Here is a 16148-nt window from a genome sequence, read left to right as displayed (position 1 = left end):
CCCCTAGCGGCGCCGGCGGGCCTAACTGTGTGCGCCCCCGCCCCCCCCGCGGGGCCCGGTCACCCCCCCCCCCCCCCCAATCTTGTGGGTGAACCTTTCGGGGGGGCTGCACCCCCCCCCCACGCTGCCTGGATCCGGCCTCGGCCTCAGTCTCGCCTCCGCGGTCGCGACATTGCATGGCGGTGAGTTGAGGTTGGGTGACGCCCAGCCCGGTCTCGTCGCCACGCTTGTGCTGCCGGCGCGCGCGGGGGCCGGCGACAGGGTTGCTCCGCCAATGCAGGATGTGCCACAGAAGGTGGCATGAACCATTCCGCGCCGGGAAACGCGGACAAGCATGGTGAGAGCCTGGCCGCACGCTTCGCGGAGGCTCCCCATATTGCCGCTTCCGTCACCGACCAAGGACGTTTTGAAAGCTGGCTGGCCGAACTCGAGCCCGCGCAATCCGCCCGTCTTGAAGCGCTGCTGGCTCACCGCTTCGCGCGCGACGTCCTGGCCGGCATCGCGGAATTCTCGCCTTATCTGTTTGAGCTGCTGCGCGCTGATCCGCAGCGCCTGATCCGGCTGCTGGAATGCGATCCGGATGCGCATCTCGCCACGCTGGTCGTGGACGCGAACGGCGCCGTGCTCGCGGCATCCGACGAAGCCGAGGTGATGCGGCTGCTTCGCCGCATGAAGGCGGAGGCCGCGCTCCTGATCGCACTGTGCGACATCGGCGGGGTCTGGCCGGTGATGCGGGTGACCGCAGCGCTCACCGATGTTGCGGTGGCCTCGGTGCGGGCGGCGCTTCAATACCTGCTGCGGCAGGAAGCCGCACGCGGCAAGCTCTCGCCGCCCAATCCCGAGGCGCCGGAGGAGGGCTGCGGGCTGATCGTGCTTGCGATGGGCAAGATGGGCGCAGGCGAGCTGAACTATTCCAGCGACATCGATCTCATCGTGTTCTTCGATCCCGACAATACGACGCTGGCCGCGGATATCGAACCCCAGCCCTTCTTCGTGAGGGTGACGCAGGGGATGGCACGCATTCTCCAGCAGCGCACCTATGACGGTTACGTCTTCCGCGTCGATCTGCGCCTGCGTCCCGATCCATCCTCGACGCAGGTGGCGATTTCGCGCGACGCCGCGCTGAACTATTACGAGCGGGAAGGGCGTACCTGGGAGCGCGCCGCGATGATCAAGGCGCGCGCCTGCGCCGGCGATCCCAGGGCAGGCGAGGCGCTGCTCGCGGAGATCGCGCCCTTCGTCTGGCGCAAGCATCTCGACTTTGCCGCGCTTGCCGACGTTCACGACATGAAGCGGCAGATGCAGACCTATCGCGGCCAGAGCGAGGTCGCGGTCGAAGGCCATAACGTGAAGGTCGGGCGCGGCGGAATCCGCGAGATCGAGTTCTTCGCCCAGACCCAGCAATTGATCGCCGGGGGACGACATCCTGAACTGCGCGTGCGGCCGACGCTCGCCGCACTCGGCGTGCTTGCTTCCAGCAATTGGATCACGATTGCGGCGCGTGACGAGCTGACCACGGCGTACCAATTCCTGCGCCGGGTCGAGCATCGCCTCCAGATGATTGCCGACGAGCAGACCCACACGCTGCCCGAGGACAAGGAGGCGGTCGAGCGTTTCGCCTGGTTCTTCGGCTATCCGGATCGCGAGGCCTTTGCCCGCGACCTCTTGCGCCAGCTCGAGATCGTCCAGGGCCACTACGAAAAACTGTTCGAGGGCGACGATCCGACCGGCACGGCCAAGCTGCCGGCGCTCGACTACGGTGCAGGTCCCGACGATCCGCGGCTGCTTCAGTATCTGGCCACGCTCGGCTTCAAGAAGCCTGCCGCCGTCGCGCAGACCGTGCGTGACTGGATCACCGGCGAGTACCGCGTCTTCCGCATCGAGGCGACGCGAAACGCTTTCGTCGAATTCGTGCCGGCCCTGATCGACGGTCTCGCTCATGCCGAGGAGCCGGATCGGGCCGTCGTGGCGTTCGACCATTTCCTTGGGGCGCTTCAGCGCGGCGGCCGGCTGATCACGCTGCTCGGCCAGAACCGCGATCTCGTCGCGCTCGTGGCTCTGGTGCTGGGCGCGGCGCCCCGGCTCGGCGAGATGCTGGCGCGGCAGCCGCAGCTCATGGACGGCCTGATCGATCCGCGCTTCTTCGGCGCCATGCCCGACAGGCAGGAATTGTCGGGGCGGCTTGCGACCACCGTGCAGGATGCCGGCTCTTACGAAGAGTTCCTCGACCGCCTGCGTCTTTTCGGGCAGGAGAGCCTGTTCCTGATCGGCACGCGCATTCTCTCCGGCACGGTCTCGGCGCAGCAGGCGAGCACGGCCTTTGCCGACGTCGCCGAGGGCATCGTCCATACCGTGCATGGTCTCGTCGCCGACCGCTTCGCCGCCCAGCATGGCCGGATCAAGGGGCAGGAGAGCGCAATCATCGCAATGGGCCGGCTCGGCAGTCGCGAGATGACCGCGTCGTCCGATCTCGACCTGATCCTGCTTTACGATTTCGACAGCGACAATCCGGACTCCGACGGTGCGAAGTCACTGCAAGGTGCACATTACTTCGCCCGCTTCACCCAGCGCCTGATCAGCGCGTTCACGACGCGCACCAATTACGGGGTGCTTTACGAGATCGACATGCGGCTGCGCCCCTCGGGGCGCGCCGGCCCTGTCGCCTCGAGCCTCGTCTCGTTCGCGGACTACCAGGCCAACGAGGCCTGGACCTGGGAGCACATGGCGCTGACCCGCGCGCGGGTCGTGTCCGCTTCGCCCGAATTCCGGGAGCGGATCGAGCGCGTCATCCGCGATGTCCTGACCCGTCGCCGCGATCCCGCAATCACCGCCAACGACGTCGCCGACATGCGGCGTGCGATCGCCCAGGAGAAGGGCGAGGCCGATTGCTGGGATCTCAAATATGCCGCCGGCGGCGTGGTCGACATCGATTTCATCGCGCAATATCTCCAGCTTGTGCATGCGCACGAGACGCCGGAGATTCTCGACGTCGCCAGCATGCAGGTGCTGGACAATGCATGCAGGCTCGGCGTGCTCGCGCAATCGGAGACCGAGATATTGCGGGCCGCGACGCGGCTGTATCACGATCTGACGCAGATCCTGCGGCTCTGCGTCAACGACCGGTTCAAGCCGGAGACCGCCGGCACCGACCTCCTGCGCGTGATGGCACGCGCCGGCGATGCGCCGCATTTCTCCTCGCTGGAGGCGCGCGTGAAGGAGACGCAGAGCGAGGTGCGCCGTGTCTTCAGGGCGCTGCTGGAAGGGACGTCGTCGTCGGCTTCAGCGAGGTGAGCGCCTCCCGCACGTTCGGCTCCAAGCCCGCGCCGCGGGCGTCGCGGCGACGCGCTGGATGCAGCGCTAGGCATTCGTGGCGGTTTTTGCGTGTCGCAAGGGGTAGGGCATGCTAGCTTGCATGCCACCATACGATCCGAGGGAACGAACGGTTGCTCGACAAGCTTGAACTATTGCTGGCGCTGGCGAAGGAACGGCATTTCGGCCGGGCCGCCGAAATGTGCGGCGTGACGCAACCGACGATGTCGACCGGGCTGAAGCAGCTCGAGGAGATCCTCGGCGTGATGTTGGTCCAGCGCGGCTCCCGCTTCCAGGGTTTTACGCCGGAAGGCGAGCGGGCGCTGGATTGGGCGCGGCGGATCGTGGGCGATGCCCGCGCGATGCGTGACGAGATCAACGGGCTGAAGCATCAGCTCTCCGGCGAGATCCGAATTGCGGCAATCCCGACCGTGCTCGGTATGGTCGCTGCGCTGACGACGCCGTTCCGCGCCAGGCATCCCGAGGTGCGTTTCCGCATCCAGTCCACCACCTCATCCGAGGTGCTGGGGTTGCTCGAGAATCTCGAGGTGGATGCAGGCCTGACCTATATCGAGAACGAGCCGATCGGCAAGGTGCGCACCATTCCGCTCTACAGCGAGAGCTATCGTCTGCTCACCGCGCCGGATGGAATGTTCGGTGATCGCGAGACGGTGACGTGGCGGGAGGTCGGACAGGTGCCGCTGTGCCTGCTGACGCCCGACATGCAGAACCGCCGCATCATCGACCGCGCGTTACGTTCGGTCGGCGCCGAGGCGACGCCGACCTTGACCTCGAATTCGCTGCTGGTGCTGTTCACGCATGTGAAGACGGGGCGCTGGGCCAGCGTGATGCCGGCCAAGCTCGCCGAGACGCTCGGCCTGTCCGATACGGTGCGCTCGATCCCGATCATCGATCCCGATGTCAATTACAGCATCGGCATGGTGATCCCGCAGCGTGATCCGATGACGCCGCTGATCGCGGCGCTGGTCAATGTCGCGCGAGAAGTCGCGCCGTCGCTGCAATCGTAGAATTCAGGCCGCGGCCGATATTCCGGACGCCGACTTGATCGCGTTGCGGGGCAGGGTGACGCGCACGACGGTGCCGACCTCGAGTTTGGAGCGCAGCCGCATCGAGCCGCCATGAAGCTGCGCCAGCGAGCGGGCGATCGCCAACCCCAGTCCCGAGCCGTGATAGGTCTTGGTGAGCTGGCTCTCGACTTGCTCGAAGGGGCGGCCGAGCCGCGCCAGCGAATGCGGCGCGATGCCGATGCCGGTGTCGGCGATCATCAGCACGATCCTGTCGTCGAGCTGCCGGCTGCGCACCACGATGCGTCCGCCGTCGGGCGTGAACTTCACGGCGTTGGAGAGCAAATTGACGATGATCTGCTTGGTGGCGCGACGGTCGGCGACGACGGAGATGGACTTTGCGATGTCGGCGTCGAGCGTCAGGTGCTTGTCCTGCGCGCGGCCGGTGACGACCCGCAGGGATTCCGCCAGCGTCTGCGCCAGGTCGAGCTCTTCCATGTCGAGCTTCATGCGGCCGGCCTCGATCTTGGACATGTCGAGGATGTCGTTGATGACTTCGAGCAGGTAATGCCCGCTGGTCAGGATGTCGTGGCAGTATTCCTGGTACTTCTCCGAGCCGAGCTCGCCGAACATGCCCGAGCCCATGATTTCGGAAAAGCCGATGATCGCGTTCAGCGGCGTGCGCAGCTCGTGGCTCATATTGGCGAGGAATTTCGACTTGGTCTGGTTGGCTTCCTCGGCGCGGGTCTTCTCGCGCTGGTATTTCTCGGCGAGATCGGCGAGTTCGCCCGCCTGGCGCTCCAGGGCTGCCTGCGAGCGCTTAAGGTCGATGACGGTGGCGCGCAGGCGTAGATCGTTGTCGACCAGCTTCTGCTCGTGCTCCTTGATGCGGGTGATGTCGGTGCCGACCGAGACGTAGCCGCCGTCCTTGGTGCGGCGCTCGCTGATGTGCAGCCAGCTGCCGTCGTCGAGCTGCGCCTCGAAGGTCCGCGCACCGGGGCCCTGGCTCGCAGTCTCGTTGTGCCGGGTGCGAACCTCCGGCATGCGGCCGACCTCCAGCACGGTCTCGTAGGAGGTGCCGGGGATGACGGCGCTGTCGGGCAGCTTGTGCAGGCGCTGGAAGTGCGAATTGCAGAGCACCAAGCGGTCGCTGGCGTCCCACAGGACGAAGGCTTCGGGAATGGTCTCGATCGCGTCGCGCAGGCGCAAATCGGCTTCCACGGTCCGCTCGGCGAGGCTCTTCTGCTCGGTGATGTCGACCGCGATCCCGATCAGGTGAACGCTGGAATCGGTCGCGCCGCTGGTCTTCTCGCAGCGGACGCGGAGCCAGATCCAGTGGCCGTCGACATGCTGCATGCGGAAGGTCTGGTCGATGTGGTCGATCTTCTCGGAGATGAGCTGGTCGGCGATCTCGAACAGGTCGATGTCGTCGGACTTCACCAGCGCGTTGACCTCGCCGAAGGTGAGGAGCTCGTTGCGGCCGTCGAGGCCGAGCATTGAAAACATTGACTGCGACCAGAAGATGCGGCCGCGCGACAGGTCCCAGTCCCACAGCCCGCAGCGGCCGCGGTTGAGCGCGGTGTCGATCCGGCCGCGCACGGCGTCGTTGATCAGGTCGCCCTCGCGGGCACGGGTGGACTGCCAGTGGAAGGCGAAGCCGAGGATCAGGACCACGAAGCCGGTGGTGGCCGACAGCGTCACCGATAGCGCGGCGTCCGAGCCCCAGATCGGCTCGTTGCGCTCCTGGATCACGGTCACGAAGCCGGGCAACGATTTGATCTGCCGCGCGGTCGCCATTGCGGCGTTGCCGTTCGGCAGCGTCATGTCGGAGATGTTGTCGTCGCGCGGCGGTGCCGCCAGCAGTTGCGCCGTCGTGATTGCGTCGAGCAGGCGGTCGTTGCCCGAGGGATCGCTGTCGATCGGGATGCGAGCGAGGATGCGGCGGTCGATTCCAGCCGAGGTGACGATGACGTGGCGGCCCGAGGCGGTGCCCCAGGTTGGAATGAGGTCGGGCAGCAACGCCGGGAGGCTCTCGATGTTCTTCAGCCGCTCCTGTCGCCCGGAGGTGAGGCGGTCGATACGCTCGGCGAGCAGGTCGGCGAGCGCCGAGATGTCGTGGCGGATCACCAGCCGCTTCTGGCGCGTCTGGTCGACGACCTGCACGAACGCGCCGAGGCAGATCGTGATCAGGAATGCGATGATGAGCGTCGGCACGGCGCGGCGCAGCGCAGGCTCCGCTATCAGGAGCCGATGATAGGCAGGTTTCGCGATCGATTGCGCCAATCCTTTGATCGAATCGGATTGGACGCACGCGTTCGCGGCGTCTGCACGCGACATGCCTAAAGCCCCCTGGAAACCTGCTTGCAACTGGACTTCGGAAGCAGCCCCACATCGCTTCCGAATCATGGTCGATTTGAATCCAGATTTCGCGGGCTGTCGAGAGTCAACGAATCGTTAACGCGAATTTATTCTTATCCAACGCGCAGTTTGTGCGTCGTGCGTCCGCAAACTTACGTGCGCGGCGAGTCCGAAACGAGAACGTGTGACTCCTCGCACATTCTCTGTCACGCGCGCGGCGGTTCGGCGTGACTGATGACGCGCTTCACGCTCGGGAACGCGCGCCGCAACGCGCGCTCGATCGCATCGACATGCTCGTGCACCTTGATCACGCTCATCGACGGCTCGGCGCGGCAGTGGAAATTCACGATCTCGCCGGCGTCGGTGTTGCGGACGCGAACATTATGGATGTCGTGGATCTCGCCGCTGGCGGCATATTCCGTCAAGGCTGCGGCGATGGCCCGCACCCGTTCCGGTTCGGCATCGACCCCGAACGGCAGTTCCGGTTCCAGCGGCTCGATGTGGACGTCGACCTCGACATCTGCGCCGAACTCTTCCTGGATGTTGCGTTCCAGCGTGTTGGCGACGTCATGGGCGGCGTAGAGCTGCATCCCCCCGTCGACCTCGAGGTCGATGCTGACGATCAGCTTGGCGCCGAGATCGTGCACGGTGACGTGGTGGATGGCGAGGCCCGAATTGTGGGCGATGACCATGATGCGGTCGCGCACGGTCTCGTTGTCGCGCGCCACGGGGACTGCGGTGAAGGTGAGGTCGGTATCGCCGAAGGCCGTCTCGACGGCTGCTTGCGCGTTGCGCTTGATGTCCTCGACCCGGTCGATGGGGTAGGTCCGCGGCACCTTTGCGATCGTGTCGATAAACGTGGTGGCACCGACCATGCGCACGCGGAGCCGCTCGATGTCGATCACGCCCGGCACGCTGCGGATCGCGGCCGTGGCCGTCTCATGGGCGCCTTCCGGAGCGCGGTCCACCAGCGTCTGCACGGTCGAGCCGGCCATGCGCAGGCCGAGCAGGGCGATCATCACGGCCACTGCGGCGGCGGCAGCCGCGTCGCCCCACCAGAAGCCGAGGCCGGCGAGGATCAGGCCCACGATCACGGCGAACGAGCCCATCACGTCGGAGGCGAAATGCAGCGCATCGGCGGCGAGCGCCTGGCTCCTGGTCTCCCGTGCGGCACGGTGCAGGGCACGGGCGCGCCAGAAATTGACGGCGATGTCGATCACCAGCACGACGAAAGGGACGGCGGAGATCGTCGGCGGCGCAACTCCCTCTCGGAGATGGCTGTAGGACTGGACCAGGATTCCACCGGCGAGCACGTAGAGCAGGGCGGTGACGCCCAGTGCCGAGACACTTTCGAGCTTGCCGTGGCCGTAATGATGCTCTTCGTCCGCCGGCTTGTCGGACACCCGCACCACCGCCCAGGTGATGATGGTGGCGACCAGGTCGATCGACGAATGCAGCGCCTCGGAGATTAGCGCCAGCGAGCCGATCGCGATCCCGACCGCGAACTTGGCCGCCGCCATGCCGCCGCTGGCGAATATCGAGATCGCTGCGACTGAGGTCTTGTTGTGTTGGGAGCTCATGGCGGGGATTTAGCAGGCCGCGGGTGAACATCAAGCGACGATCCACAGGCGTAGACGCTAGTGAGTTGCAGGAGCGGGTGAACTCCGTCGTGCCCGGACTTGTCCCGGGCATCCACGTTCTTCGGAGCGACAAAGACGTGGACGGCCGGGACAAGCCCGGCCATGACGAGTGGAGAGACTGGTGCGCTGCCGCTCTCTCTGGTCGTCGCGGCCACTACACCGTCACGACGATCTTCCCCAGGTGCTTGTTGGCCTCCATGTGCTCGAAGGCCTTGTCGATGTCGTCGAAGGCAAACACCTTGTCGATCGGCAGCTGCAGCTTTCGCGACTCGACGGCGCCCCAGATGTCCTTGCGGACCTCCTCAAAAATCTCACGGACCTCCGCGACGGTGCGGGTGCGGAAGGTGACGCCGACATAATCGATGCGGCGGGCCGCGTGCAGGTCGAAGTTGAAATCGCCATGGGTGCCGCCGAGCCGGCCGACATTGACGATGCAACCCTTGACCTTGGTCGCCGCGAGGTTCTGGTTCGCGACCTTGCCCGAGACCTGGTCGACGATGAGGTCGACACCTTCGCCGTTCGTCGCCTTCAGCACCTCGTCGACCCATGAGGGGTCAGAGGAGTCGACCGCAAGATCGGCGCCATACTCCTTCAGCCGGCTGCGGCGATAAGCATCGGTCGAGGAGCCGATCACGAGCCTGGCGCCCTTGAGCTTCGCAATCTGCATCGCCATCAGGCCGACGCCGGAGCTTGCGCCCTGGATCAGCACGGCTTGCCCGGGCTGCACGCCGCCGATGGTGACGACGGCGTTGTGCATGGTCGCGAGTGCGACGGGCAGGGTGGCGGCTTCCTCGAAGTTCATGTTCGAGGGCGCGTGGAAAAGCCGGCCGTGATCGGCCAGCGTGTATTCGGCAAACGCCGCGCCGCCCGAGCCCATGATGCGGTCGCCGACCTTGAGGCCCTTGGCATCCGGTCCGAGCGCGGCGACCTCGCCGGCCCATTCCATGCCGAGCACGGTGCCGGCGCCGCCGGCCGCGCCATGGGCGTGGCCCTTGCGCATGCCGGTGTCGGCGCGATTGAGGCCACAGGCGCGGACCCGGACCAGCACCTGCGTGCCTTCAGGCTTTGGTTGAGCGACGTCGGAAATCGTAGCGCCACCAGGGCCGTAGACATAAGCCTTCATGAATTGCTCTCGCTTCTTGCAGTGATTATTCAGCAGCCTGCGCTGTCGGATGAACGATCATGCCTTCGAGCCGGCTGCGGATGATGGCCTCCGCTTCGCGCACGATGCGGGAGATCAGTTCCGCGCAGGTCGGGATGTCCTGGATCAGGCCCTGGACCTGGCCCGCCGACCAGATGCCTTCGTCCGAGTTGCCGGTCGCGTAGACCATCTTGCCGCGGGCGCCCGCGACGAGTTCGCGGATGTCCTCGAACTTGGCGCCTTCCTTCTCCATCGCTACGACCTTGGTCGAGATCTCGTTCCTGGCGACGCGGGAGGTGTTGCGCATGGTGCGGAAGATCAGCTCGGTTTCGCGCTCGTCATTGGCCACGATCTTCTCCTTGATGAGCTGATGAATGGGGCTCTCTTTGGTCGCCATGAAGCGGGTGCCCATGTTGATGCCTTCGGCGCCGAGCGCCAGTGCGGCGACGAGGCCGCGGGCGTCGGCAAAGCCGCCGGAGGCGATCATCGGGATCTTGATCTTGTTGGCGGCGGCCGGGATTAGGATCAGGCCGGGGGTGTCGTCCTCGCCGGGATGGCCGGCGCATTCGAACCCGTCGATCGAGATGGCGTCGACGCCCATGCGCTCGGCCGAGAGCCCGTGACGGACGCTAGTGCATTTGTGCACGACCTTGACGCCGTGCTTCTTGAACTCGTCGACATGCTCCTGCGGCTTGTTGCCGGCGGTTTCGACCACCTTGATGCCGCTCTCGATGATGGCGGCGCGATATTCGGCATAAGGCGGCGGCTTGATTGCGGGCAGGATGGTGAGGTTGACGCCAAACGGCTTGTCGGTGAGATCGCGGCAGCGGGCGATCTCCTTCCTGAGGTCCTCCGGTGTCGGCTGGGTCAGCGCCGTGATGAAGCCGAGCGCGCCGGCATTGGCGACGGCGGCGACCAGCTCGGCGCGCCCGACCCACTGCATGCCGCCCTGGACGATCGGGTGCTCGACTCCGACGAGCTTGGTGAACCGTGTCTGCAGCATGATCTGTTTCCCCGCTTGCGTGGCGCTCTTTTATCGGTCGATGCCGGCAGGATGCCGCCCGGGTCGGGAAAAGTCTATTGCGAGGGCGTGCGGTGGAGGCGGGGCGATCATGCGGGGAGTGGGGGGATTCCGTGAGGCGGATAATTGACGCGGGCTCGTGTCCCGGACGCGCTGCAACGCCTCTTCGCGTTGCCGCGCAGAGCCGCGACCCATGCCCAGCGAGCGCTCTGAAAGATGGGCGCCGGCTCTGCAGCGCACCGTCGAACCGGACGATGCTTCGCTCTGCCGGGGGATGCTGCGCTGCGTCCGGGGCACGGACGCACAATCTTCCGATCAATCTCGATCCGACTTGCAAACAGCAGACGCATCTTCGCATCCTCGCGGCGCATTTCGCCCGAGCTTTGCCTGATCGCATCGCCCTCGTCGTGACAAGGGCGCAGGGAAGGCCGGGCGCCGGCTGGCACCCGCAAGTCCGTGCGCCAGAAGAATGCACACGGGGTGGACCACAGGTCAGCCAATCGCCCGGCCTTCCCTGCGCGGTGGTTTACGGCTTACTTCGTGCTCTCCCCGGGGAGCGATGCACTATTGCCCCCGTCGCCCCGCAGATGGCTGATGCAAGCGCCCGGTCGGGCAGCACGCATCACCACAGGACTTGACGCACAGACCCCGGGCGTCAGGACCACACGACTTCGCCGTCCGCGCACGTCCTCGCTGGGTCTTCGGGAGCTGGCGTGTGCTCGCACCCGAAGCCATGCGAAGACGCTGTCGGCGCCGTGTCGTAGGCGCGAAAGCCTGTGCTCACGGTTTCCCGCCCTGCAAGGCTCGCCGCGCCCGACGCCGTCGCGTCCATCGCTGCCCCACCCGCGGTCCGTGACGATCGCGATCCGCCCCTTGTCCCGGGTCAGGGTGTGTCGTAGGTGCGCCAAATCCGAATTTCGGCAAAGTGGAATATTTTGGCAGACGGGGATTGACAGGCGGCGCGCGAAATTTGTGCGGCTGTTTTGCCCGACGGGCGAACCCTGCCGGGCTATTCCGTCGACAGCCGCACCATCTGGCGGCCGCCGTTCATTTCCTTGAGGCTGTTGACGAAGTTTTCGGGGCGCTGCCAGCGGTAGGGGACCTTCAATCCCATGTACTCGGCGATGTCGCCGATGAAGCCGGTGCAATTGGTGGTCTCGGCGTTCCAGACCGGCGAGCTCGCCTGCAATTTCTTGATATAGGCAAACACGCGCTTGGCGTCGGCTTCGTTCAGATATACGCGGTAGTTCGCGGTCAGATACTCCGGGTCGAGATCGCCGTAGCTCGCGCCGGTCTCCGCCGGCACCCAGGTGAGGTGACCAAGCACATAGGCCCAGGTGTCGCCGGCGGGCGTGAGCCCTGCCACTTCGACGGCGCGCTCGCTGGTCTTGCCGTACCAGACGAAGGCGTGGCCCCAGCTCGCCGCCGTGCGGGCGCGGAAATCGACGTAGTACGGACCTTGTTCCGCGCGCGCGACCGGGCGCCGGGTCGATGGCGCCGGCCGTGATACGGTGTCGGTCGTGGCAAGCGCGTTTGCGTCAGCAACGCGCTTGTTCGCTTCGTGGGCCGAGGCCGAAGGTGTCGTACACGCGAGCATGGCCGCGAGCGCGAATCCCGCAAGGATGCAGGGTCCCGATCGATCAGGTTTGTTCGTCACGCTGTGCCCCTCGACTGTCGGCCACTCACGCAGAGTCTACGCTTGCTTCTGCGGGTATTTCGCTAACGCGTCAGTAGCGCGCTGCGACGGGGCCGGGCGCCTTGCCGATCGGGGCCTTTCCAACCGGGCTCTTGCCAATCGGCATCTTGCCGATCGGCGCCTGCTCCGAATAGACGGGAACGGGCTGCCGGCGCGGCAGATCCGCGGCATTCGCGACCGTTACCAGAGCAAGCGTAGCACCCACGACAAATACAATCTTCTTCACAGTCATACCCCTAGAAGGTTTGGTCCAAACACGGCACCGCCGTGCCCCCAGACACGCCTCACAGAAGGGCGGCCGAATGCGTCCACAGTGCGGCATCGGCGCGACATGTTGGCGGCATCTGCCGGCCGCGCGGAGATGTGATGTGTCTGAATGTTTCGGCGCGCTCTGCCCAGCCTACGCGACTCGGCCTCACCCGATCCGGTTCAGGCTGTTCCTGATCGTCGAGAAGATGCCGCCGATGTCTTTTCGCAAACCGTCGAGCGCGTTGAAACTGTCGAAGATGCGGGCGAGGCGGTCTTCGACCTCGCGTTTGCTCTTGGTCAGCGCGTCGACGCGCGAGGCGAGGGTGACGTCGCCGTTTGCCTCGATCTCGCCGACGGTTTTGGCGAGGAGGTCGTGCGTCGTGCCGACGTCCGCGATCATGGCCTCGATTCCGAACACGGGCGCCTTCAGCGGGACGAGGTCAGCCTGCGACTTCGACAGCTCTGTCTTGAAGGCGTTCAGCGTCGCCAGCGTTTCCTGTAACGCACCGAGGCGCTGGCGCGACTGGAGAACAAAATCGTTCAACGCATTCTGGCGGTCGGCAAGCGTCTTGCCCTCGGCGTCGATCTCGACACGGGCGAGCGAGCGTTCGAGCTGGGCCCGGCGCTCGCCGAGCTCTTCGAAGTCGAGCCCGATGCCTTTCAGGATGTGGAAGCTGTCGTCGATGCGGGCCAGGCGCTGCTCGATCTCGATCTTGTTCTTCGACAGCGTCTCGACGCGGGCGCCGAGCGGTGCTTCGCCGCCGGTTTCGAGCTCGTCGACGCTCTTGGCGAGGCGCTCATGGCTGAGGCTCAGCTCGCCGATCAACGCATTGAGGCCAGCGTCCGACGCGCGCAGCGGCACCAGCTCAGCGTGGGACTTCGCTAGATCGTCCTTGTACTGGTTCAGGGTCGCAAAGGTGTCCTGGACCGCGCCGACCCGGGACAGCAGCGTCGATACGTCGCCCGCGATGTCCTTGAGCCGGTCGGCGAGGTTGTTCTTGCGGTCGTCGGTCTCGAGGTCGTGCAGCGAGCGTTCGAGCTGGTTCTGGCGGTCGCGGATCTCAGTGAAAACCGGCTCGACCGCGCGGCGCTGCTCGGCGATCTTGCCGACCATATCGCGCAATTCCTGCTGGCGGCGGCGGATTTCGGCGAGCTGGTCGTGCATGTCGGTGGATTCGTTGCGGCCCCGCTGCAGCAGGGCGCGCTGCTCGGTCTCGCCCAGCTTGTCGTGCAGGGCGGAAACGGCCTCCCGGGGATCGCTCTCGATCAGGTGCTGGACGGTGGCGTCGAGGTGGTTCTGCAGGGCGTGGGCGACGACCACGTCCTCGCGGGTCTTCTTGAGGCGGTCGCGCAATGTGTCGAGGCGCCGGTCCTGGCGCGAGAGCCGCCAGGCGGAGGCGCCGATCAGTGCCAACGCCAAGGCCAGGATCGCGCCGGTCGCAACACGCTGCGGGACGGGCAGGCCTCCGAACCAGGCAGGCAGGTGGCCGACATCGTAACCGAGCGCCTGCTGGGCGAAGATCGCGATGGCAGTGAGCAGAACAAACCAGGCAACCAGGAAAAACAGCCACATCGTGACTTCCTCACGCCGGCACATTATCGCCATAATTGCTATTGGAGAGCGGAACCGAGATCAAGGGCGGCGGGAGCTTGCTGGATAGGTCCGGCCTCACGATCCACGGCTGAATGCGTCAGCCGATCGGTGGAGGGGGAGAGGCGCGTTTCCCGTGTTGGGGGCAGACGTTCAGCGCGCTGGTCATGCCCGGGCTTGTCCCAGGCATCCACGCGCCTCCGCGCCAACAGAACGTGGATGGCCGGGACAAGCCCGGCCATGACGGAGAGAGAAGCTACAGACGAAACTCGTTGGTCAGCTCGCCGATGCCGTCGATCGCGACGGTCACAATGTTCACCGGCTCTTTCATCACGCCGACGCCGACCGAGGTGCCGACGGCAATGAGGTCGCCGGGGAGCAGGGTCATGTCGTGGGAGATCCTGCTGACCAGCTCCTGCGCGGTGAAGATCATGTCCGATATCGGATAGTTCTGTCGCTCCGCACCGTTGAGGATGGTGCGGACCACCAGCCTGACCGGATCGAGACCGGTCGCGATGACGGGGCCGAACGGGCCGTAATCGTCGATGCCTTTGGCCCGTGCCCATTGCGGGAAGGTCGGGTCGCTGGTCAGGATGTCGTTGGCGGTGATGTCGTTGACGCAGGTGTAGCCGAAGATGAAGCTGTCCGCTTCCGCCGGTGACACCCGGGCACAGGTCTTGCCGATGACGATGCCGAGCTCGCCTTCATACGTGGTCTTGCCGTCGTAATAAGAGGGACGGCGGATCACCGCGCCTGGCGTCGTAATGCTGGTGGTGGCCTTCAGGAGGTAGAGCGGCTCCGGTGGCTCGGGCTGGTTGAGCTTGGCCGCGAGTGCATGAAAATTGTTCCAGAGCGCGACGATCTTGCTGGGCACGCAGGGCGCGAGCAGTTCGACCTCCGACAGCGCCAGCGTCTTGCCGGTGGCTGCATGGCGGCCAAACATCTCGCCCTCATGGACGCTGATACCCGACGACGTTAGCGTGCCGAAGCCGGTCGCACCGCTATTCCGGAAGCGGAGCCATTGTTTGATCTCGCCAGCCATCACGCCACCGCCAGTGCGCGCGGATCTGATGGGGTCGAGATGCCGTCGTAGAGACCGGCAATGCGGGCGCGCTGGGTCACCATCGCCAGCACTGAATCGAGCGCGGGGGTGGCGACGCCGGTGAGGCGACCCATCTCCTGCACGACGGTGACGAGCGGGTCGATCTCCATCGGGCGGCCGCGCTCGAGATCCTGGAGCATCGAGGTCTTGTGCGCGCCGACCTTGCGCGCACCTTCGATGCGGCGCTCGACGTCGACGCGGAATTTGACGCCGAACGTTTCGGCGATCCCTTGCGTCTCCATCATGATCGCGCGCGACAGCGCGCGGGTGGCCGGATCGGTGCAGATCACGTCGAGCGTTGCATGGGTGAGTGCGCTGATCGGGTTGAAGCAGACATTGCCCCAAAGCTTGAGCCAGATCTCGTCGCGGATGCGGTCGAGCACCGGCGCCTTCAGCCCGGCTGCGACGAAGAGATCGGCGAGGCGTTGCACGTCCGGGGTGATCTCGCCGGAGGGCTCGCCGAGCGGAAAGTTGTTGCCGTAGACGTGACGGATCACGCCGGGCGCCTCGATCTCGGTGGCGGGATAGACGATGCAGCCGATGGCGCGCTCGGGGCCGATTTCGCGCCACTGCCGTCCGCCGGGGTCGATGCTCTCCAGCGTCGAATTCTCGTATTGGCCGCCGTGCTTGTAGAAGTACCAATAGGGGATGCCGTTGACGGCGGTGACGATGCGGGTGTGGGGTCCGAGCAGCGGCTGCATTGTCCCGATCACGCCGGTGATCGAGTGCGCCTTCAGCGTGATGATGATGTAGTCCTGCACACCGAGCTCGGCGGGATCGTCGGTGCAGCGCGGATGCACGGTGTGCTTCTCCTCGCCCGCGAGCAGCGTCAGGCCGCGCTCGCGCATCGCGGCAAGGTGCGCGCCGCGTGCGACCAGGCTGACGTCGGCGCCCGCGCGCGCGAGCTGAACCCCGAGATATCCGCCGATTGCGCCGGCGCCGTAGATGCAGATCTTCATGGAATCCTCGCGAAGCAGCGGAAGCCGGATTTCGGGACGAAAGATCCGGTCCGGCTC

11 protein-coding genes and 1 pseudogene are annotated in these 16148 nt (G+C 65.7%); 3 read left to right on the top strand and 9 right to left on the bottom strand.

Features of this window, described 5'->3' with window-relative positions; genetic code table 11:
* Positions 1-115: 115 nt before the first annotated feature.
* The 3 genes and pseudogenes from AC0L23_RS20550 to AC0L23_RS20540 all read left to right on the top strand — a co-directional run.
* Positions 116-304: pseudogene (locus AC0L23_RS20550) on the top strand (two-component sensor histidine kinase); the annotation flags it as partial.
* The gene (locus tag AC0L23_RS20545) at positions 301-3291 is read left to right on the top strand and encodes a bifunctional [glutamine synthetase] adenylyltransferase/[glutamine synthetase]-adenylyl-L-tyrosine phosphorylase (protein WP_085362398.1); all 2991 of its coding nucleotides are present in this window, start codon (positions 301-303) and stop codon (positions 3289-3291) included. The pseudogene AC0L23_RS20550 and the gene AC0L23_RS20545, both read left to right, overlap by 4 nt.
* A gap of 152 nt (positions 3292-3443) precedes the next feature.
* Positions 3444-4337, top strand: a complete 894-nt coding sequence (locus AC0L23_RS20540; protein ID WP_018458564.1) for a LysR family transcriptional regulator — start codon at positions 3444-3446, stop codon at positions 4335-4337.
* Between the two features lie 3 nt (positions 4338-4340).
* Here AC0L23_RS20540 and AC0L23_RS20535 read toward each other — a convergent pair whose 3' ends face one another.
* The 9 genes from AC0L23_RS20535 to AC0L23_RS20495 all read right to left on the bottom strand — a co-directional run bounded on the left by AC0L23_RS20535 (position 4341) and on the right by AC0L23_RS20495 (position 16091).
* Entirely contained in the window at positions 4341-6671 is a 2331-nt protein-coding gene (locus tag AC0L23_RS20535) for a PAS domain-containing sensor histidine kinase (RefSeq protein WP_018458565.1), read from the bottom strand.
* Positions 6672-6898: 227 nt separating this feature from the next.
* Positions 6899-8272, bottom strand: coding sequence for a cation-efflux pump (locus tag AC0L23_RS20530; RefSeq protein ID WP_085362399.1), 1374 nt, complete (start codon positions 8270-8272; stop codon positions 6899-6901).
* Between the two features lie 214 nt (positions 8273-8486).
* Complete coding sequence (locus AC0L23_RS20525; protein ID WP_085385857.1) at positions 8487-9455, bottom strand: quinone oxidoreductase family protein; 969 nt, start codon at positions 9453-9455, stop codon at positions 8487-8489.
* Between the two features lie 25 nt (positions 9456-9480).
* Positions 9481-10476 carry an NAD(P)H-dependent flavin oxidoreductase gene (locus tag AC0L23_RS20520; RefSeq protein WP_018458568.1) on the bottom strand — a complete coding sequence of 332 codons (996 nt, stop codon included), beginning with the start codon at positions 10474-10476 and terminating at the stop codon, positions 9481-9483.
* A gap of 1027 nt (positions 10477-11503) precedes the next feature.
* Positions 11504-12151: a hypothetical protein gene (locus tag AC0L23_RS20515; RefSeq protein ID WP_085362401.1), complete on the bottom strand. Its 648-nt coding sequence runs from the start codon at positions 12149-12151 to the stop codon at positions 11504-11506.
* Between the two features lie 70 nt (positions 12152-12221).
* Entirely contained in the window at positions 12222-12422 is a 201-nt protein-coding gene (locus tag AC0L23_RS20510) for a hypothetical protein (protein WP_007608336.1), read from the bottom strand.
* Positions 12423-12605: 183 nt separating this feature from the next.
* Positions 12606-14012: a hypothetical protein gene (locus AC0L23_RS20505; protein ID WP_085385855.1), complete on the bottom strand. Its 1407-nt coding sequence runs from the start codon at positions 14010-14012 to the stop codon at positions 12606-12608.
* A 274-nt stretch (positions 14013-14286) separates the two neighbouring features.
* Positions 14287-15072, bottom strand: a complete 786-nt coding sequence (locus AC0L23_RS20500; protein ID WP_018458571.1) for a fumarylacetoacetate hydrolase family protein — start codon at positions 15070-15072, stop codon at positions 14287-14289.
* Positions 15072-16091 carry a 2-dehydropantoate 2-reductase gene (locus AC0L23_RS20495; RefSeq protein ID WP_085362402.1) on the bottom strand — a complete coding sequence of 340 codons (1020 nt, stop codon included), beginning with the start codon at positions 16089-16091 and terminating at the stop codon, positions 15072-15074. Before AC0L23_RS20495 ends, AC0L23_RS20500 begins: the two co-directional genes overlap by 1 nt.
* Between the last annotated feature and the right edge of the window lie 57 nt (positions 16092-16148).

This window comes from Bradyrhizobium sp. MI1.4 (assembly GCF_055811315.1).
Note: the sequence above shows the minus strand (reverse complement) of the source record. Positions and strands in the feature narration are given on the sequence as shown.